The organism is Ktedonobacteraceae bacterium (assembly GCA_035653615.1).
Taxonomy (GTDB): Bacteria; Chloroflexota; Ktedonobacteria; order Ktedonobacterales; family Ktedonobacteraceae; genus DASRBN01.
In genome coordinates, this window is sequence record DASRBN010000019.1 from 98002 (window position 1) to 116972 (window position 18971).

General features: G+C 54.2%; 17 protein-coding genes. 8 read left to right on the forward strand and 9 right to left on the reverse strand.

Annotated elements, in window-relative coordinates:
* Positions 1-24 precede the first annotated feature (24 nt).
* Together VFA09_10210 and VFA09_10215 are read left to right on the forward strand one after the other, a co-directional pair.
* Entirely contained in the window at positions 25-1239 is a 1215-nt protein-coding gene (locus VFA09_10210) for a hypothetical protein (GenBank protein HZU67638.1), read from the forward strand.
* A gap of 24 nt (positions 1240-1263) precedes the next feature.
* The gene (locus VFA09_10215) at positions 1264-1575 is read left to right on the forward strand and encodes an ATP-binding cassette domain-containing protein (protein HZU67639.1); all 312 of its coding nucleotides are present in this window, start codon (positions 1264-1266) and stop codon (positions 1573-1575) included.
* A 68-nt stretch (positions 1576-1643) separates the two neighbouring features.
* On the opposite strand, the gene VFA09_10220 is transcribed toward VFA09_10215, so the two are convergent.
* The 8 genes from VFA09_10220 to hutI form a co-directional block, all read right to left on the reverse strand.
* Positions 1644-2240, reverse strand: a complete 597-nt coding sequence (locus VFA09_10220; protein ID HZU67640.1) for a DinB family protein — start codon at positions 2238-2240, stop codon at positions 1644-1646.
* A 647-nt stretch (positions 2241-2887) separates the two neighbouring features.
* A complete protein-coding gene (gene tpiA / locus VFA09_10225; protein HZU67641.1) occupies positions 2888-3685 on the reverse strand; it encodes a triose-phosphate isomerase in 798 nt (265 codons plus the stop codon).
* The gene (locus VFA09_10230) at positions 3682-4881 is read right to left on the reverse strand and encodes a phosphoglycerate kinase (protein ID HZU67642.1); all 1200 of its coding nucleotides are present in this window, start codon (positions 4879-4881) and stop codon (positions 3682-3684) included. Before VFA09_10230 ends, tpiA begins: the two co-directional genes overlap by 4 nt.
* A 13-nt stretch (positions 4882-4894) precedes the next feature.
* The gene (gene gap, locus VFA09_10235) at positions 4895-5908 is read right to left on the reverse strand and encodes a type I glyceraldehyde-3-phosphate dehydrogenase (GenBank protein ID HZU67643.1); all 1014 of its coding nucleotides are present in this window, start codon (positions 5906-5908) and stop codon (positions 4895-4897) included.
* A gap of 266 nt (positions 5909-6174) precedes the next feature.
* Entirely contained in the window at positions 6175-7650 is a 1476-nt protein-coding gene (locus VFA09_10240) for a pyridoxal phosphate-dependent aminotransferase (GenBank protein HZU67644.1), read from the reverse strand.
* 156 nt (positions 7651-7806) lie between these two features.
* Entirely contained in the window at positions 7807-9348 is a 1542-nt protein-coding gene (gene hutH, locus VFA09_10245) for a histidine ammonia-lyase (GenBank protein ID HZU67645.1), read from the reverse strand.
* Between the two features lie 170 nt (positions 9349-9518).
* Positions 9519-10307: a nucleotide disphospho-sugar-binding domain-containing protein gene (locus VFA09_10250; GenBank protein HZU67646.1), complete on the reverse strand. Its 789-nt coding sequence runs from the start codon at positions 10305-10307 to the stop codon at positions 9519-9521.
* Between the two features lie 205 nt (positions 10308-10512).
* Positions 10513-11802, reverse strand: coding sequence for an imidazolonepropionase (gene hutI, locus VFA09_10255; protein HZU67647.1), 1290 nt, complete (start codon positions 11800-11802; stop codon positions 10513-10515).
* Between the two features lie 192 nt (positions 11803-11994).
* Between hutI and VFA09_10260 the strand changes: the two genes are divergently transcribed.
* The 3 genes from VFA09_10260 to VFA09_10270 are packed head-to-tail and all read left to right on the forward strand — an operon-like array spanning position 11995 to position 13424.
* Positions 11995-12246, forward strand: coding sequence for a hypothetical protein (locus VFA09_10260; protein HZU67648.1), 252 nt, complete (start codon positions 11995-11997; stop codon positions 12244-12246).
* A 2-nt stretch (positions 12247-12248) separates the two neighbouring features.
* Positions 12249-12602 (forward strand): rhodanese-like domain-containing protein, encoded by a 354-nt coding sequence (locus VFA09_10265; protein HZU67649.1) that lies wholly within the window; start codon positions 12249-12251, stop codon positions 12600-12602.
* Between the two features lie 48 nt (positions 12603-12650).
* A complete protein-coding gene (locus VFA09_10270) occupies positions 12651-13424 on the forward strand; it encodes an enoyl-ACP reductase (protein HZU67650.1) in 774 nt (257 codons plus the stop codon).
* Positions 13425-13430: 6 nt separating this feature from the next.
* On the opposite strand, the gene VFA09_10275 is transcribed toward VFA09_10270, so the two are convergent.
* Complete coding sequence (locus tag VFA09_10275; GenBank protein ID HZU67651.1) at positions 13431-15383, reverse strand: trypsin-like peptidase domain-containing protein; 1953 nt, start codon at positions 15381-15383, stop codon at positions 13431-13433.
* Between the two features lie 669 nt (positions 15384-16052).
* Between VFA09_10275 and VFA09_10280 the strand changes: the two genes are divergently transcribed.
* The 3 genes from VFA09_10280 to VFA09_10290 all read left to right on the forward strand — a co-directional run bounded on the left by VFA09_10280 (position 16053) and on the right by VFA09_10290 (position 18911).
* Positions 16053-16781, forward strand: coding sequence for an MBL fold metallo-hydrolase (locus VFA09_10280; protein HZU67652.1), 729 nt, complete (start codon positions 16053-16055; stop codon positions 16779-16781).
* Positions 16771-17373, forward strand: coding sequence for a WHG domain-containing protein (locus VFA09_10285; protein HZU67653.1), 603 nt, complete (start codon positions 16771-16773; stop codon positions 17371-17373). The genes VFA09_10280 and VFA09_10285 overlap by 11 nt, the downstream gene beginning before the upstream one ends.
* Before the next feature lie 65 nt (positions 17374-17438).
* Positions 17439-18911 carry a replication-associated recombination protein A gene (locus VFA09_10290; GenBank protein ID HZU67654.1) on the forward strand — a complete coding sequence of 491 codons (1473 nt, stop codon included), beginning with the start codon at positions 17439-17441 and terminating at the stop codon, positions 18909-18911.
* Positions 18912-18971 lie beyond the last annotated feature (60 nt).

Consider the following 18971-nt stretch of genomic DNA (forward strand, 5'->3'; position numbering starts at 1 on the left):
TAGTATTGAAGAAGAAGCTTCTTAATGTACAACTCCTGGCTTGAAGATTATATGCTGCTCGCCCTGCGCATCGATAAGCTGCTGCGTGGGTTGAGCGATATGCCCTATATCGATTACTATTACGGTCCTGCCGGATTGAAACAGAGGGTTGAGGCAGAGACGGAAGTTCCTGCCGGTGAGCTTGTGGAGAACGCTCTTGCTCTGGCCGCTGCATTGCCTGAACAGGGATTTGAGGCTCGACGAAGCCGGTATCTTCATAAACACATAAGAGCGATGGAGACGATGAGCCGCAAGCTGAATGGAGAACGCTTCTCCCTGGAAGATGAGGTGGAGCGCTGTTTCGATATTCGGCCATCCTGGATACTGGAAGAGCAGTTTGAGGAGGCGCTGGCGCTGTATAATGAGGCGCTTCCCGGCAAGGGTACGCTAGCGCGGCGCTTATTCGAATGGCGCAGGCAGTATCAACTTCCCTGGCAAAAATTGGACATGCTGCCGCAACTGGTAGAGCGCGTATTTGCCGGGGTGCGCAATCGCACGAAGCGCCTGGTGGAGCTTCCGCCCGAAGAGACAATAGAAGTCCGGGTGAATGTGGAGACGGATATGGGTGCGGCGTGCTGGTACAAGGGCGGCTATCGCTCAGAGATCGAGATTAGCAATGCCTTCAGCAATTTGCGTTCGTTGCCGGACCTGTTGTGTCACGAAGGATATCCGGGGCATCACACAGAGTATGTATTGAAAGAGCGGCACCTGTACCGGCAGCGTGGATATATGGAGCAGGCAATTGGGATGATTATCAGTCCTCAAGCAATGATCAGCGAGGGGATTGCGAACAACGCCGGCGAGATGATTTTTGCGCCCGGCGAGATGGACCAGTGGCTTGCCGAATACATTTACCCGGCAGTGGGCATCGAGGTGAATAAAATCACGCAAGTCGATACAATCAAGCTGAACAGGGCACGAGACTTACTGGAGGGCGTGCGCTGCAATGCCCTGTTTATGATGCGCGAGGGACGGCCAGAAGATGAGATCATGGATTACATGGCAAAGTATTTGCAGGGGACCAATCTAGGACTTTTAGATGATTCCTGGCACGAGTGCTATGTTTTTACCTACTACTATGGCAGGCAACTGGTGCGATCATGGCTGCAAAAGGAGGATCGCGAAGCCATATTCCGCCGCTTCCTGGTAGAAGAAATGTCTCCCTCGGACCTGTTGCAGCCCGAATTGCCGGAGGATTGATTGCGGCATGAAAGAGGCGAATGTATGACCGAAAAAATTGATACAACGGCGGCAATTGCATGCCTTGATCTGACTAAAGTCTATGAAACGGGCGCAGCTGCGCTTCAGGACTTGACGCTGACGATTGAGCGCGGCATGAGCTTTGGCCTGCTGGGCGAGAACGGTGCCGGCAAATCGACGCTGGTGCGATTGATAATGGACTTTCTCTTTCCTACAAGTGGTACGCTGTTATCCTCGCGCGCCTCGTATAGTCGCGGACTGATGCTGGCCACCGCCCTCTTGCGTATACCGCTGCTCGTACTCATGCTGCTGCTGAAGCTCCAGAAGCGACCTTGAAGCTTCAGCGACCGCATCATTTCAACATGTCCACTCATGAGACAGGCAAACTGAAGATGTTCCTGTTCTTAATCCAACTCGACTACTGGCAGGCCGTAGACACCGAGAGTGGTGGAGATTTCGCTACCGTGATGGATGTCATGTTCGAGTACATGCCAGATGATCCACTGGCGCGAACGTGTCGGTTTCACTTCTCCTGCTAGCCGCTCCCTCTCCAACCACATCCGGGCGTATGGCTGGAGCGCAGGCTCGACCTGTTTCGCGTGACGCACCCGCTCCGCCTCATCTAGAGGCGGGTAGACCTGCTCAAGATCAGCAGGGATCAAACGGGCAAGTGCCTGCTGGATCATCTGCCAGGTCTTCTCCAGTCCGGCAACCAGTTCTGCCGCCGGGTGGCATGGATCTACGTCCGCCTCACAGACTCCCAAAGCCCATAATTCAAGGGAAGTCAGATCGTCGCCCCCCTCGCCCATCCGCGCGTGGAACCACCATGCGCGATTGGCGACAATATGCGTCACATACATACCAATCGACCAGTGTTGTGGCGTGAGGCGCAAGGCGAGCTGCTCTCCGGTAAGAGGCGCGATGGCCGCGACGAGACGCTGTTGGTAGATACCCCATCCGCTGTAGAAAGGGAAAAGTGAAAGCTGATGTTCTTCTGTCATGATAGGTATTCCTTGCTTTCTTCTGAGAGAAAAAACAACACAATCGTATCGACAAGCGCAAGGACACGATGGGGCACAAAGAGGGAGCGGAGAGAAAAGGCTCATCGCTTGCATCATGATCGGATATGCCATGCCACTTTCGCACCATCCTGTTGCTTGCGCTATTACTATCCACCGTCTCGCGCAGGCTTTGTCAGAAAGGTTGTCGAGCAAGAAGCAGGCCCTACAGCATTCCCGGCACAAAACAACTCAGCGCCCATGCCTGATGAGAGACACGCGAGAGATGGAAGCAAGAATGGTTATATCTGTTTCACTGTTTGAACAGGAACCAGGATGGAGTTAGCAGCACACCGGCATAGATCTCAAAACCTCCTCAAAAAACGAGTGAATACTTTACTACTATACGGGGAGAAAGATGAACCTGTCAAGGATGGCTGGCGAACTGGCAAAAGGAGCCTGTCATTGTCGCTCAGGCCTGTCATTCTGAGCGCAGCGAAGAATCGGTGCCCCGGCAGAGATTCTTCGCTGCGCTCAGAATGACACGTCCCTGGAGCGTCGCAAACCCTCTTCCCCAATAAAGAAAGATGCTTCTACAAAAAAACGCAATTATGTTACGGTAAAAACGTAACATAGCTAGTGTTACACTTTTACTGTTGCATCACCTCAATTGTCTTACGCACAATCTCCACGAAATCAGGTTTGATGCTCGCCCCCCCAACGAGCGCTCCATCGATATCGGGGTGAGCCATAAACTCTGCGATGTTTTCCGAAGTAACGCTACCACCGTAGAGGATGCGTATGGCGGAGGCAACCTCTACACCATACATGTTACCGTAGAGCTGTCGAATAAGTTGGATTACTTTTCCCGCGCCTTCGGGAGTGGCTGCTTTGCCGGTGCCGATGGCCCAGATTGGTTCGTAGGCAATCACGACCTCTTTCGTGTGCTGCTGCGGAAAATTCGCCAGGCTATGCTGCACCTGGTAGTGAATAACCTCTTCTGTTTTTCCGGCATCGTGTTCATCTTCGCGCTCGCCGATACAAATGATGGGACGCAGGCGATGATCGAAAGCCGCGAGGGCCTTCTTATTCACGGACTCGTCGGTTTCGCAGAAGTAGGTACGGCGCTCCGAGTGACCGAGGATGACGGTGCTGCATAGTTGGCGTACCATGCTTGGAGAGGTTTCGCCGGTGAATGCTCCTTTCTCCTCATAATACATATTCTGAGCGCCCAGTTCCAGGCGTTCGAAGAGATGAGCATCCAGCACCTCTCGCACTGAAATGAGCGAGATGGTGGGCGGGCAGAGAATAGAAAGGATGTTGGGGTACTGCCGTAGCAGCATCCCCAATTGCGGCACAATCTCGGACGCGAAACTGGAAGCCTGCCGCGGGCCGTAGTGCATTTTCCAGTTTCCGGCAATGATTGCGGTACGCGTTGGAGTAGTCATGGCGTTTTATCCTGTAAGGCTGCAACTCCGGGAAGGACGCGGCCCTCAAGAAATTCAAGTGACGCGCCTCCACCGGTCGAGACGTGGGTCATTTTTTCCGCTGCGTGTGCCTGTTCAACCGCCGCGGCTGAGTCACCGCCGCCGATAATGGTGGTAGCCCCCGCTGCCGTTCGCTGCGCGAGCATGTCGATGATGGCATCAGTACCTTTGGCGAAGGCCGACATTTCCGCTACACCAAGCGTCCCGTTCCACACGATAGTTTGCGCGTCCGCCAGGGCCTGGTCGAAAGCCGAAATGGTTTCGGGGCCGATGTCGAGGATGCGCCAGCCGGTGGGAACATCCTTGATAGAAACCACCCTGGAATTGGCATCGGCGGCAAAGCGGTCCGCTATCACCACGTCTACAGGCAGCATAAATTTCAGGTCGCGCTGGCGAGCCTTAGCCATCAAATCGCGTGCCACGTCGAGCTTACCCTCTTCAAAGAGCGAGTCGCCGATTTCATACCCCTCGGCTTTGAGGAAGGTATTCGCCATACCCCCGCCGATGAGCAGCGTATCGACCATGCTGATGAGGCGCTCCAAAACGGCGATTTTGTCGGAGACTTTGGCGCCACCGATAATGGCGGCGAAAGGTCGCTTTGGATGTTCGAGCGCTGATCCAAGGAAGTTGATCTCCTTCTCCATCAGGAAGCCTGCCACGCCGGGCAAGTAATGAGTAACACCCTCGGTTGAGGCATGCGCGCGGTGTGCTGTACCAAAGGCATCGTTGACGTAGACTTCGCCTAACGACGCAAGCTGGCGCGCGAATTCTGGATCGTTCTTTTCCTCTTCTTTATGGAAGCGCAGGTTTTCGAGCAGCAGTACCTGGCCGGGCCGCAAAGTTCTGGCCTGCGCCTCGATCTCAGGCCCGGTGCAGTCGGTTGCCAGCAATACTGGTTTGCCCAATAACTGGCTCAAGCGATAGCCCGCCGGTTTGAGGCTCATTTTGGGAACGACTTTGCCATCCGGCCTGCCCAGGTGCGACATGAGGATGACAGCCGCGCCAAGGTCGAGCAGGTATTGAATACTGGGTAGGGCTGCGCGAATGCGCGTATCATCCGTGATGTGTTGCTCGGCGTCCAACGGCACATTGAAATCGACGCGCATCAGTACGCGCTTGCCCTTAACATCGATGTCACGAATAGTCTTCTTATTCATGGCTATTCCTTCATTACACCCCTTTTTCGGCGATGAAATGGGTGAGGTCGGCGACGCGGCAGGAATAGCCCCACTCGTTGTCGTACCATGCAAGTATCTTGATCATATTGCCGCCCTCCACCATAGTTGAAAGCCCATCGACGATTGACGAGTGCGAGTCACCACGAAAGTCCATCGAAACCAGCGGTTCCTCGGTAATATCAAGAATGCCCTTGAGCGAACCGACTGCCGCCTGTTTGAAGGCGTCGTTGACCGCCTCTTTCGTCGTTTGCTGGCGCACGGTGGCTACAAAATCGACGACCGAGACAGTAATGGTGGGAACACGCAAGGAGATGCCATCGAAGCGTCCCTTCAGTTCGGGAATGACGAGCGCCAGGGCGCGAGCTGCTCCCGTGGTGGTAGGAATGATATTGACTCCGGCGCTGCGGGCGCGGCGCAGGTCCTTGTGAACCTGGTCGAGGATGCGCTGATCATTCGTATACGAGTGGATGGTGTTCATCAAGCCATATTCAATGCCGAAGGTATCGTTGATGACCTTGGCCGCGGGCGCCAGGCAGTTAGTGGTGCAGGAAGCGTTGGAGATGATATTATGCCTGGCCGGGTCATACATATTATCATTGACGCCCAGCACCATGGTGAGGTCTTCGCCCTTAGCAGGCGCGGAGATGATCACCTTTTTTGCACCGCCCTTGAGATGCGCAGCGGCTTTATCCGCATCGGTAAAAAATCCGGTTGATTCGATGACGATCTGCACTCCCAGGTCGCCCCACGGAATTTGCGCAGGATCGCGCTGGGCCAGCACTTTGATACTGTGTCCGTTGACGATCAGCGAGTCAGGTGTCGTCTCTATTTCGCCTGGGAAACGTCCGTAGGTAGAGTCGTATTTTAATAGATGGGCATTGGTTTTTGTGTCGGTCAGGTCATTGATGGCGACAACTTCGAGGTCGCGAGGATAGCGCTCAAGCATGGCCTTCATAGATTGCCGACCGATACGTCCAAAACCATTGATGCCTACGCGAGTAGTCATAGTTCGTAGTCTCCTTTTTTGCTAAGATGAAATTGACCGTATGAGGCGAAAAATATATATGTTTCACGTGAAACATATATAGGACTCTGTCATCCATCTGTAGGGACAGCGGCTCGTCGCTGTCCTGGTCGCCCGCCTTTCACTTGCTTCCAACCTTTTTCTTCCCTCCCAGGGTAGCATTGTGAAGTCACAAAACGATCACAGAAATGAGAAGGAAGATCACAATGGGTTTACAAAGAAAGAGTATCACCGCAGTTGTGGGACGGTCAAGGTCGATTATCGATAACCGGAACAGGTATGACGCCAATTGAGAAACGTACGTAGTCATCGGTATAGCCAAACCCGCTGCCGGGAACTCCTGCGATACCCGTTTTTTCGAAAGCGGAGAATGCATCCTCTCCTGGCCGCAACTGGCTCCAATTATAAACGGTCGCATCGTCGCCAACATGTATCTGGTTGAAAATCTGAAATTCTTCGTCCAGGCGCTGCAGCTGTGCAATCAGCCGGTTGCGTCGCAGGCGATAGAAAGCTCGCAACTTTTCAAGCAACCAGGGACGCGCCTGTATCAAACGAGTATATGCCATGTAGCGTAGTTGCCATTCGGCGGGTAGCGATGCCATGCTATTCGCCCAACAAACAATCACTTTCGATGCGACCTGCGGACTGCCAATCGTAACCCAGCCGAAACGCTCGCCTGTCAGCGTATACGATTTGGAAAAACTGCTGATAAAAAAGGTATGCGCATAGACATCGGGAACGTTGAAGGTAGCCATGCGGGCCTGGTCCTCTTCCTGTATGCCGGTGCCGATATAGGCGAGGTCCGCCAGGATATAAATTTCACGGCCTGATTCCCAGTACTTTCTCAGCACAGCGAAGATCCGGTTGAGTTCATCCGGTGTATAGGCAAAGGTGGTCGGATTGTTTGTAACGGTAAGGTAAAATGCGCGAATATCCGGCGTCTGCGCGAGTATGTCATCGAGTTGCTGCGCCGTAAGTTTGAAGTAATTGGCGGCATCTGTATGAAATTTGTGCAGGCGATAGCCATACGATTGTGCCTGCCACTCCGGTACATTAAAGCCTGGAGTAGGGAACAGCACGGCGATATCGCTATGCCGTTGATCTTTGAAGAGTACGGCCAGCCCGCGCAAAACTTTGTCGATGATGTCCATCGCGCCTAACCCCAGGTATAGCTGTTCTGCTGTAGCAGCAATGCCCCATTTTCGCGTTTCCCCGGCGAGCCAGCCACGCAGGACGATATTGCCGTTGCCATATATATCGTAAATCCGCAGATCGATGCCTTGTTGTAGCAGTTCTCTTTCACATACCTGCATCTGTTCGCGCAGCCAGAGGTAGGTTTCGCCGCTGGCCACGTAGCCATGCAGTGGTTCGCCCGGCAGAGCGACTCCCAGCTCGTCGGCGAGGAGTCGATAATCGCGCGGGCCTCCTGGCTCTCCTTCGTATTCCGTAATGTTGCGCAGGTTCACGTCGCCTATCGTGCGGTTGACAATTTCAGACTGGATAACTTCCTCCGAGAGGTGAAGTTCGCGACAATGCTGTTCCAATTCATGCACCATGCGAGCCATTACGCGGATGGGACTCGAGCCTTCCTGGACAAGGGGGCGATAGTGAGGAACTGCCTGCTGGCGGAGCTGCCGGATGATAGCAGCTTGTTCTTGAAACGAGGGTGACGATACATCAAGTGAGTCGGGCGAATCCACAGGTGGTTGATCGTGGGTAATCACCAGTTTTACTCCCTTCGGTTACGCAACACCGGCGTAGCTTGCTAGATGCCGGTCTCCATTGACCGGCGACTACTACAGAGTGTAGCATATTGGGAAGGGTAAAACAAGCTGAGGTAATACCATGTTTCACGTGAAACATATTTGTGGAACCAATTCTTACCCTATACTCTCAAATGCTCCCACCTTAACTGCTTCGACTAAGACAGCAATATCTGGCGCCAGCGTGCGATCATGTTCCAGTTTTGGCACGTATGAGCGCACAATCTCAAATGCCTGCTGTACGCCCTGGCCGGGTTTGAGCGGTTTGCGAAATTCCAGCATCTGGGCGGCGCACATCAATTCGATGGCGACAACCTGGCGCGCCTGTTCAATGAGGCGCTGAACCTTATGCGCTGCCGTTGCTCCCATGCTATTGAAGTCCTCCATACCGGCAGAGGTCGGTATCGAATCAATGCTGGCAGGATGCGCCAGTATTTTGATCTCATTGACCAGCGCCGCCGCGACATATTGCGCGATCATGAAGCCGGAGTTCAGACCGGGATTCGGCGTCAAAAAGAGCGGCGCGCCACCCTCGTCCCAATCGTGTGGGCCTAATAGATTGAAGATGCGGCGCTCGGAAAAACTTGCCAGTTGGGCGAGCGAGATAGCCAGTACGTCGAGCGCCATCGCCAGTGGTTGCCCGTGAAAATTGCCCCCACTCAACACAACGCCATCCTCTGGGAAAACGAGCGGATTATCGGTCACGGCGTCCAGTTCGCGCTCAAAAATGTTGGAGCAATACTCTATAGCGTCGCGTATCGCTCCGAAGACTTGCGGCGCGCAGCGCATCGTGTAAGGGTCTTGCACGCGCGGGCAATCGCGATGGCTAAGATTGATTTCGCTTTCGCGCAACAAATGGCGCAAACGTGCGGCGCTCTCCTGCTGTCCCAGTTGACCACGGCGCTTTGAGATGCGGGCATCAAAAGGCACGTGGCTGCCCATCAAACCCTCGATGCTCATGGCAGCTGCAACTTCCGCCGCTCGCAGCAGCACCTGCGCATCGGCAAGCGCCAGCACGGCAATCGCCTCCATCAGGTGCGTTCCATTGATCAGCGCGAGACCTTCTTTAGCATGCAGTTGCAGCGGTTCGAGATCAGCATGCCGCAAAGCTTCCATTCCCGTAACAATGTGGCCGTCATAAAATGCCTCACCTTCTCCTATAATGATCAAGCCAAGATGCGCAAGCGGGGCAAGATCACCGCTCGCACCTACCGATCCACGCGAGGGAATGCGAGGATAAATTCTGGTATTGAGCATGCTTATGAGCAGCTGCACAACTTCCGGGCGGACGCCGGAATTGCCGCGTGCCAGGCTTGCCGCCAGCAGCAGCATGATGGCTCGCGCGACCTCCTCGCTCAGAGGCTCTCCAACCCCTGACGCGTGACTGCGCAAAAGATTGTGCTGCAGATCTACCAGTTGCTCATGGGGAATGCGCACCCGGCTCAAGTGACCAAATCCGGTGGTTACGCCATATACTTTTTGATCCTCGTCCGCCAGTTTATCGATTACCGCCCTGGCTGCAAGAATGCTATCGAGAGATTCTGCGCCTAAAACAACCGGCGCGTAGTGGCGGGCGACGGCCAGCACTTCTGGAACCGTCAAGGTCTGCCCATTAAGAGTCACGCCGGCAGGTAATGTAACGTGTGTGTCTATCTTCATCGGAGAAGTCGTCCTTTCTGGCTACGATGCCTGTATATGCATTGTAACAGATAGACGAGCGTCATGTAAAAGCATCTGAGACCCAATAATAAGTTTTCAAAAATACCCGGCAACAGGTCGATTGATTGTGCCCACCGCCGATAATGAAATTTCACCAGCATAACACGAATTTATTCTTGTCTTTTATCTCGCAAGATTTGCTCAATCGCCACGCGCAATGTTGCCACTCCATCTTCCTGCATGATTCTGGCCTGTACCTTACGGGCTTGCTCTTGATAGGTCGGGGTATATAGAAGTGCATTCAAGGCTTGCCTGGCGCGCCTGGCTGTATAGTGCTTGCGCGATATCCATATCCCGGCTTTGCGCAGCGCAACCTGCGCCGCATTGAAAGGTTGATCCATGCCTCCTGGCACTACCAGGGATGGAACCCCGGCTCGCAAACATTGCCCAATTGTTCCAATACCCCCATGATGAATCACTGCCGCGCACGATGGAAAAATCTGAGAAAAGGGCGCGAAGGAGATATTGAGAACATCGTCATTATCCTCAATGGAACCGGGCATTTCGGGTTCATTGAGCAATAACGCCCGTGCGCCACACGCGAGAATGCTTTCTGCACTGGTACGGTAGTAAGGAGCGAATAGTGTGCGCTCGCCAGGTGCAACGGTACCGGAAGTAACCGTCACCACAGGCTTTCTCCCATTCAGAAATGCTTTGAGCTTTGCAGGAAACTGCCAGTCTACCGACCCATCCCAGAAGCAAAAGCCTGTCACTCGAATATACTCCGGCCAGTCGTCCTGGCGAGGCATAAACGCGGGAGAAACCGCCAGGGCCGTGAATGTGGGTGATAGATTGCCGGTCCACATCAGATTGGCGCCTGGTTGCACGTGGAACTTGCGCCGGACCTGGTTCACCGGTTTGTCGACGATGCGGCGCAGGACTATCCCACCAAGAAACAAGGATTGAGATCACCGCTTGAGCCAAAAGTAGTGATTACAATACGAGCCATCTCTTCCTCTTTCGGAGATTCATTTCTGTAAGATCAGGTCAATTTCTTCGACGCTGTTTTAGCCAGGCAAATTGCAGTAGAAAATGAAATGTTTCACGTGAAACATCGCTTCTGTAAAACGACGGATGTTTCACGTGAAACATGCTCATGAATGATCACGCCGATACGAGCACAGATTGTACCAGGTTGACGCCGAAGTGATAGCCGATTTCATGATAGTCGCGAATCGACCAGAAAGCCAGTTCGCAGCGCTTGCCCGGTTCGATGCTACCAATCGCATCTTGCAATGCCAGCGCGCGCGCCCCATTGATGGTCGCGGCCATCAGCGCCTCTTCCAGTGACATGCCCATGGCCGACATAGCCAGCCCCAGCATCATCTGCATATTCTCACAGTACGATGTACCCGGATTAAAATCGGTTGCCAGCGCTACATGCAATCCTCGATCAATGAAACGGCGCGCCTCAGGATAGGGGCTTCTCAAAGTATAGGAACAACCGGGCAAGAGCGTTGCCACCACACCGGCTTCACGCATCGCATCCAGGGCTGCATCGTCGGCGAAGTCAAGATGATCGGCGGAAGTGGCCCCTAATTCCGCCGCCAGTTGCGCGCCGCCGGATGGGCTCAGTTGATCGGCATGGATTTTCAGTCCGTAGCCCAGTTCTTTAGCGCGTGTGAGGATGCGACGGCTCTCTTCTAACGTGAAGGCATCGCGCTCGCAAAATACATCACAGAAGCGGGCAAGGCCGACAAATGACGGCAGCATCTCTTCAATAATCAGGTTCACGTAAGCATCTCTCTTATCTCTATATTCGGGTGGAATGCTGTGCGCGCCCAGAAATGTTGGCACAACCCGTACACGGTCGTGCTGGTGAGCCGGGTTGGTCTCAAACGCGTTGAGATTATTGATGATGCGCAGGCAGGTCTCCTCAGTGATTTTATCCAATCCGTAGCCCGTCTTTACCTCGACCGTAGTGGTGCCGTATGCTCGCATGGTATTCAAACGCGCCTGCGCCAGTTGTGTCAATGTTTCCGCGTCCGCTCCTCGCGTAGCCTTCATCGTGGAGAGGATACCGCGACCCTGCGCCAGTAATTCGCCATAACTGGTTCCGGCATGGCGCAAATGAAATTCTTCGGCGCGATCTCCGGCAAATACAAGATGGGTGTGCGAATCAACAAGGCCAGGGGTAATAACGGCTCCTTGCGCATCTATAATAGTGATGCCATCCTTGTAGGCGCCCGTACTCTGTTGGAACAAAGGTTCTGCTCCATGATCAGGGCCTACCCAGCTGATCATTCCCTTATAAACGGCAAGCGCCGCATCCGGGATGACCTGCAATGGGCCGGATGCCCCGGCTATGGGTTGCTGGGCAACGGTCACAAGTTGCCCTATATTGCGAATAACGGTACTGGCTTTGACTTGAGATAGAGATGGGTCCGGCATCATAACAAAAGTTCTCCTTCAACAAAAGGTTTCATCACCCACTTTATAGCACAGGAAAGCCCTATCGTCGAGTACCAGATTTGTACCATTGTTATAGACTACGGGCTGCACATCGCCGGGATTCGTGGTAGAATGCGGTACAACACAATATTTCTTTCGTTGCCCCATGTCGAGAAGTGAAGAGGAAGGATACAGATGCGAGCAATTGATGACAGCAGTCCCAAATATGCTGCTGTTTTGCGTACCCTCCTGATCTGGAAGCAGTTGCCGGAGAGTGATCTGTCACGCCTGGTACACGACTTCTTCTTGATTACAGATGACTTTCGCGAGATGGAGGACCAGGGTTATCTCACCATGACGTTTGTCGGCGATGAGTACGTCATCACGCCGACATTAGTGGGCCGGCTCTGGCTGGAGCAATACGACGCAGAAAAGAAGGAGCGATAAATATGGCATATGACGACCAGGAAGAGGCATTTCCATACACGACCATTGGCACCGATGAAGCCAAACGTATGATCGATGCCGGCGTTACCGTAATCGATGTCCGCCAGCAGGATGAATGGGATCGCGGCCACATTCCCCAGGCCGTTCTGGTTCCCCTGAACGGCATTTATTCATTCGCGAAGGCATTGAAAGATTTAAACCTGCCGGAAGATCAGGAGATCATCTTCACCTGCGCCATGGGACAGCGCAGCGCGTCCGCCTCTGAAATCGCCATGGTCGCCGGTTTCAAAAAGGTCTATAACCTGGCAAACGGCATGAACGGCTGGGTTGGCCGCCGTTATCCGGTCGAACGTTGAGATGAGAAGAAATCAAATTTGTGAACCCAGGCAGAGAGGAGTACAGATATGGCTCTATTAGAAGGAAAAAAGGCCCTTATTTTTGGCATTGCCAACCATCGTTCTATTGGCTGGGCGATTGCCCAGGCCCTTTCCAATGAAGGCGCAAAACTGGCATTTACCTACCAGGATCGCATGGAAAAATACGTACGCGACCTGGCGGCGAAAATTCCAGATACCCCCGTCATTCCATGCGACGTACAGAGCGATGAGCAGCTTGATACCGCTTTTGCGCAGGCGAGCGAAATCTTCGGCGGCGAGCTTGACATACTCATCCATTCGGTTGCGTTCGCTCCCCCACGCGAATTGGAAAATCCATTTTACGAGACGACCCGCGAAGGCTTCAAGACCGCCCTTGATATCAGCGCCTACTCGTTAATCGCCATGGCAAATCGCGCCAGGCCGCTCATGCAGGCGCGAGGAGGCGGCTCAATCCTCACCATGACATATATGGCCAGCGAACGTGTGATGCCCAAATATAATGTGATGGCCGTCGCCAAAGCCGCCCTGGAGTGCAGCGTGCGCTACCTGGCCTTCGAACTTGGAGAATGGAATATTCGCGTCAACGCTATTTCTGCCGGGCCGCTCAACACGCTGGCCGCGCGCGGCATCTCCGGCTTTACCAGTTTCCGCGAACATATGGGAGTCGCGGCACCCCTGCGCCGCAATATCGAACAAAGCGACGTCGGCGACGCAGCCCTGTTCCTTTGCAGCCCACACGCCCGCTCCATCACCGGCGAAATCCTCTTCGTCGACGCCGGCTACAACATTATGGGAGCGTAAAGAAATTTACTGCTCGTACTGGCGCATGATCGGACGTGCGGGAGCCGGTTCACCGCAGACGCTACAGAAGCGCGCAATGGGACGATTCATGTGGCCGCAAGGCCATGCAACCAGCGGGCCGGAGACATTGCCGTTAGCCGCATTACTGGGAGCAAATGAGTTACCCGGCAGGTTTGGCTGGCTGGCCGCTTGTGGCGACATCCAGGACTGATTGCCCGGCAAACCTTGAGACACCGGAGGTGACGCGGGAGCAGGCGAGGGCGGCGCCGGATTCTGCCACGATGGCCCTGATGGCGCTCCAAAGGGCGATAGAGTACCCGGCGGCGGAGCTACATATCCTCCCTGTGCAGGAGCCTGTGGATTAACAGGTCTCGCAGTAGGGGCGGGAGTTGGGTTGTAGAGGGAGGGGGTGCTTGCCCCGCCCTGCGCCGGAGTATAGGGGGAAGGTATACTTGCCCCGCCCTGCGCCGGAGTTGAGCTATAGGGAGTGAATATATTTGCCCCACCTTGCGCCGGCAAACCTGTACCGCCCGCGGGCAAAGACCCATTGGCCGTGTTTCCCCAACTTCCGGGAATTGTCGCTTGTGATGGAGCAGAGCTTCCACGGCGGCGCTGCATAACTACCACTACGATCAGTATCACCACGAGCAGTACAACAACTATACCGCCAATGATTATCCACCTCGTCAGCGATGTTGTACCCTGCCTGGAGCCCGTTGTAGTAGTAGGTGTCGAAGAAGTTTTTTCATTCTTTGCCTGCTGCGTGGCATATGCCAGGTAGGGCGCGATAGCCTTGAAATTGGGGTACCGGTTAGCAATCTGCTGGAATTCTTGCTGCGACTTGTGCCAGTGACCTGCCGCAGTGGATGCGTAATCGTTGAAGGCCTGTACCCAGGCTTTTTCAAACGGCCCGGGCGTTGTATTCACGCCTGCCTGTTGCACCAGCATCAACGCGCTGGCGCTGGCCTGCAAGAAACTGGTGCTGCCATCAGTGCCCGTACCAAAACTAACAATGCCGACAATCTGGCCGCTGCTGTTCAAAGCCGGGCCGCCGCTATCGCCATGCTCCACATTACCACTGACCTGAATAACCGGCGCTCCGGTATCCGTCGTCTTGATTGAACTGACAAAAATCTGATTGATCGACGAGGTGAGCAACTGCGAAATGTTGTTCATATTCACGTCGCCATTGCCGGGGAAACCAATGATGCGCAGTTGATCCTGTTCCTGAACCGTCGTTGAATCGCCAATCGCAACCAGCGGCATATCGTTCATGTTGCTGACATGAATGATCGCCGTATCCCTATCATTGAAGTTGCTTTGCGCCTCGATACGATCCACCGGCGCGTGAGCATAAGCTGGCAGGTCCTGCGCGCTGGTAGCATTCAATGGACCCGTATAATCAGTACTCAGGAAGACCTGGCTGCTGGGCGTGCCATAACTTGTTGTGGATTGCAGCTGGCCATCGGCCAGGTCCGTAGCGACCTGGTCAGGCGAAAGAGGTGCGCCAGGATTGACGCTTGTATCGTAGTAGTTTGCTACATCCGGGGCTGCTGTCTGCTGCAGGTATTGATCCAGGCTGGCATCATGTGGTGGATTCACGACATGATCCGCCGTCAAGATATCGCCATGCGCCGAAATGAATGTACCGGTGCCCGATAAACCTAATTGATAACCATTGGGATCATTTTGTGGGAACGTCACCGCCTTGCCATTCGGAAAATCAACGGTGAGATGACCGTTTATAACAGTAATGATGCGTACAACAGCCGGTTTCGCAATATCGACGAGCCTTACAAAAGGATCGGTTACATCACCCCCTGGCGCATCGGCACGTGCAACGGGCGCGGCTCCCAGCGCACCCATGAACATGAGAGAGAGAATCCCTGCCACGAACACAAGCCGGAATAACCAGGATGTATAAAATTTGCTCTTTGATGTGGCTCTAGCTCTAATCATCTATCTTTTCCTATCCTGCTACAGAATAGCAACCCTCTAATCACTGCATTATACATCATATGGTCTAAGAAGAGTAGACGATGTAACTACCAGTTTTTTGCCCTACCCGTGCCAATCCCTCGCCAGCATCCCATAGACTGCCAGGTCAACATAGTAATCGTACAGCCATTCCCCATCGTGTAAAACTCCCTATCTACCCATGGCAGCAAGGCTCGTAAATGCGCCCGGTTGCCATCGACCAGTTCGAAAAGTTTCTCCGCGCCTCTCCTCTAAGATGCACAGACTCGTATCGTCATCAACCGTTATTCATAATTTCGGCGTCCTAGCCGGCATCATTTAACCCTCAACTCCATACATTTCCGGCAAGAGTAATCTCACCTATCGCTAAAACGAGTATATTCTATCATGGGTTGCAAAATGTGCGACCCTGCAACTCTAGTAATTACCGGTAAACTCAAGACTACATAAAGTCTGGTTCGCGCAGCGAAGAATCTCACACACTTATGGGAATCACCTGTTCCTCTCCACTCTCCTCTGAAAACGTCGTTTTCATAATGGGTGGTCTAGCGCCCCTACATGAAGGTCTTGACAAACTAAAGGCATTAGTATATTATGCTAATATATTTAGTTTGCTTGCTAAATATATTAGTAGAAAGGACATATCAAACCATGAAAGTACTGGCTTTTAGCAACAATCTTTTCCAATTAACCCGTTTAGTTGCCTTCAATTGCTACCTCGTGCGCGAGGATGACGGCTTCACGTTGATTGATACGAATATGAGTGGCCAGGCGCAGGCCATTATAAGGGAGGCGGCGAAGTTGGGTCTCCCCATTACACGCATTCTGCTGACTCATGCTCACATCGATCATGTTGGTTCGCTCGACGCCTTACATAATGCACTACCCGATATCCCGGTAATGATAAGCGAGCGTGATGCACGTTTTCTGACCGGCGATAAGAGCCTGGATGCTTCCGAGCCCCAGGTACCCTTGAAAGGTGGCTATCCTGTGGTCTCGACGAAGCCGACACGCCTTTTACATGAAGGAGACCGTGTTGGCTCGCTCGAGGTGATTGCAACGCCAGGACATACTCCTGGCCATATTGCCTTTCTCGATAGTCGAGACCGGGCGCTGATCGCTGGCGATGCCTTTCAGACCCAGGGCGGCGTAGCGGTTTCCGGTACCGTAGAACTGCTCTTCCCCTTGCCAGCGATGGCTACCTGGCATAAAGGGCTGGCCCTGGAAAGCGCACGCAAATTGCTGGCGCTCTCACCTTCCGTGCTGGCTGTCGGACACGGGCGGATGCTCAAGCAGCCTCAGGCGGAGATGGAGCGTGCGATTCGCGTCATGGAGCAATCCCTGGTGAAAGCGGAAAGGAAACAGTCGCGTGTCGCATAGAATAGGACTGGATCACGAAAGCGTCGTAGAGGCAGCTGCCAGGCTAGTAGACGAGGAGGGCATTGAACGGCTCACGCTAGGCCATCTGGCTGAGCGCCTGGGCATTCGCACACCTTCCCTCTACAATCATGTCGCGGGGCTATCCGGCCTTAAACATGATCTGATGCTCTATTGTATGCGAGATTTGCTTGACCGTGTTCGCCTGGCAACCATCGGAAAATCAGGCGCAGAAGCTATTATTGCGCTTGCCGGTGCCTATCGTACCTATGCGAAGCAGACACCAGGGCGCTATGCGCTTACATTGCAAGCGCCCCCTCCCGGCGACCAGGAAGCGCAGGCGGCAGCACAACAGGTTGTGGAAGTTGTGCTGGCCGTTCTCGCAGCCTACAAACTCCGAGACGAAGACGCTATCCATGCTATTCGCGGCCTGCGCAGCATTGTACAGGGATTTATCACGTTGGAGATGGCGGGCGGTTTCGGCATACCGGTAGATACGGAGGCAAGTTTTTACTGGCTTATCCAACTTTTCGTTGACGGCTTGAGTCGATCGGTAATTACCGGAGAAAAGAGTCATAACGGTGATTACTTATAAGGCTCGTCATCCATGCTATAATGCTACCAGGCGCGGCAACAAAGTAAGCAAAAGAGTCCGAAATCATGCCAGATCAAACATCACTTTTTGGGTCAGACGATAATTCAACCTCACAGAGGCAGCTACGAACAGCATCTCCAGCAACCGCTACCTCGGCAGCTGCGGAACCTCTGGCCTCGCGTATGCGCCCCCGCACGCTCGACGAGATCATTGGCCAGGAACACCTGCTGGCGCCCGGGCGCGCGCTGCGCCGCAGCATCGAAGAGGACCGTATCCCCTCCATGATCCTGTGGGGACCGCCGGGCAGCGGAAAAACCACCCTCGCCGAAGTAATTGCCCGCCAGACACATGCTCACTTTGTCTCCCTCAGCGCCGTCTCAGCAGGTGTCGCCGACCTGCGCAAGGTAGTAGAGGATGCTCGCAAGCTGCGCCAGTTCTCAAAGCAGCGCACCATCCTGTTCATCGACGAAATTCACCGCTTCAACAAAGCGCAGCAGGACGCCGTTTTACCGCATGTCGAGCGCGGCGTTGTCACACTCATCGGCGCCACCACCGAAAATCCCAGCTTCGAGGTCAACGCCGCCCTTTTATCGCGCTGCCGCGTCTTCACGCTCAAAGCCCTGACCGAAGAACAAATTCTCATCATCCTGGAACGTGCCCTGCAAGATAAAGAGCTCGGCCTCGGCCAGCTTCACATCACCATCGACGAAGACGCCTTCCAGCAGATCGCCATCTTCGCCAACGGGGACGCTCGCACCGCCCTCAACGTCCTCGAACTGGCCGCATCCAGTAGGGGCGCGGGCAGCGGTGGTGGAAGAGGGGCGGAGCTGCCTCCACCGCCCGGTCGCACGAGTAGCAATGCAGATCAGGATAGCGAGCGCATCCATATCACGCTCGCCATCGTCGAAGACATCATGCAGCACCGCGCGCTCCTCTACGACAAAGCCGGAGACCAGCACTACGACACCATCTCCGCCCTGCACAAATCCCTGCGCGGCTCCGACCCCGACGCCGCGCTCTACTGGCTCGCGCGCATGCTCGAAGCCGGAGAAGACCCTCTTTATATTGTGCGCCGCCTCATCCGCTTCGCCTCGGAAGACGTGGGTATGGCCGACCCCCAGGCGTTGCTTGTATGCGTCGCCGCGCAGCAGGCCGTGCATTTCGTCGGCCTGCCCGAAGCAAATCTGGCCCTCGCCCAGGCCGTCGTTCACCTCGCGACCGCGCCCAAAAGCAATGCCTTATACGAAGCCTACAGTCGCGTGCAGGAAGACGTGCAAAAAACCCGCAACGACCCCGTACCCCTACAGATACGCAACGCCCCCACGCAGCTGATGAAAGACCTCGATTACGGCAAAGACTACAAATACGCCCATGACTATTACAAGGATATGCAGATCGAGGACCCTGAGCGCCCACCGGCCACCAGAGTGCAAGAATACCTGCCGGAGAGCCTGAAAGGGAAACGCTACTACGAGCCGGGCCATCAGGGAAAAGAGGCCAGCATTAAGAAGTGGTTGGAAAAGCGGCGAGGTGAGTAGTATCACATGGCAATGCCCAGTTTATCTTAGACAAACTGGGCATTGCCATGTGATACACCG

What these genes read in the sequence shown, in the direction of transcription:
- VFA09_10220 (HZU67640.1), bottom strand. Translation starts at nt 2,240, where the DNA reads ATGACAGAAGAACATCAGCTTTCACTTTTCCCTTTCTACAGCGGATGG.
- VFA09_10260 (HZU67648.1), top strand. Translation starts at nt 11,995, where the DNA reads ATGCGAGCAATTGATGACAGCAGTCCCAAATATGCTGCTGTTTTGCGT.
- VFA09_10265 (HZU67649.1), top strand. Translation starts at nt 12,249, where the DNA reads ATGGCATATGACGACCAGGAAGAGGCATTTCCATACACGACCATTGGC.
- VFA09_10275 (HZU67651.1), bottom strand. Translation starts at nt 15,383, where the DNA reads ATGATTAGAGCTAGAGCCACATCAAAGAGCAAATTTTATACATCCTGG.
- hutI (HZU67647.1), bottom strand. Translation starts at nt 11,802, where the DNA reads ATGATGCCGGACCCATCTCTATCTCAAGTCAAAGCCAGTACCGTTATT.
- VFA09_10270 (HZU67650.1), top strand. Translation starts at nt 12,651, where the DNA reads ATGGCTCTATTAGAAGGAAAAAAGGCCCTTATTTTTGGCATTGCCAAC.
- gap (HZU67643.1), bottom strand. Translation starts at nt 5,908, where the DNA reads ATGACTACTCGCGTAGGCATCAATGGTTTTGGACGTATCGGTCGGCAA.
- VFA09_10280 (HZU67652.1), top strand. Translation starts at nt 16,053, where the DNA reads ATGAAAGTACTGGCTTTTAGCAACAATCTTTTCCAATTAACCCGTTTA.
- VFA09_10230 (HZU67642.1), bottom strand. Translation starts at nt 4,881, where the DNA reads ATGAATAAGAAGACTATTCGTGACATCGATGTTAAGGGCAAGCGCGTA.
- tpiA (HZU67641.1), bottom strand. Translation starts at nt 3,685, where the DNA reads ATGACTACTCCAACGCGTACCGCAATCATTGCCGGAAACTGGAAAATG.
- VFA09_10290 (HZU67654.1), top strand. Translation starts at nt 17,439, where the DNA reads ATGCCAGATCAAACATCACTTTTTGGGTCAGACGATAATTCAACCTCA.
- VFA09_10210 (HZU67638.1), top strand. Translation starts at nt 25, where the DNA reads ATGTACAACTCCTGGCTTGAAGATTATATGCTGCTCGCCCTGCGCATC.
- hutH (HZU67645.1), bottom strand. Translation starts at nt 9,348, where the DNA reads ATGAAGATAGACACACACGTTACATTACCTGCCGGCGTGACTCTTAAT.
- VFA09_10215 (HZU67639.1), top strand. Translation starts at nt 1,264, where the DNA reads ATGACCGAAAAAATTGATACAACGGCGGCAATTGCATGCCTTGATCTG.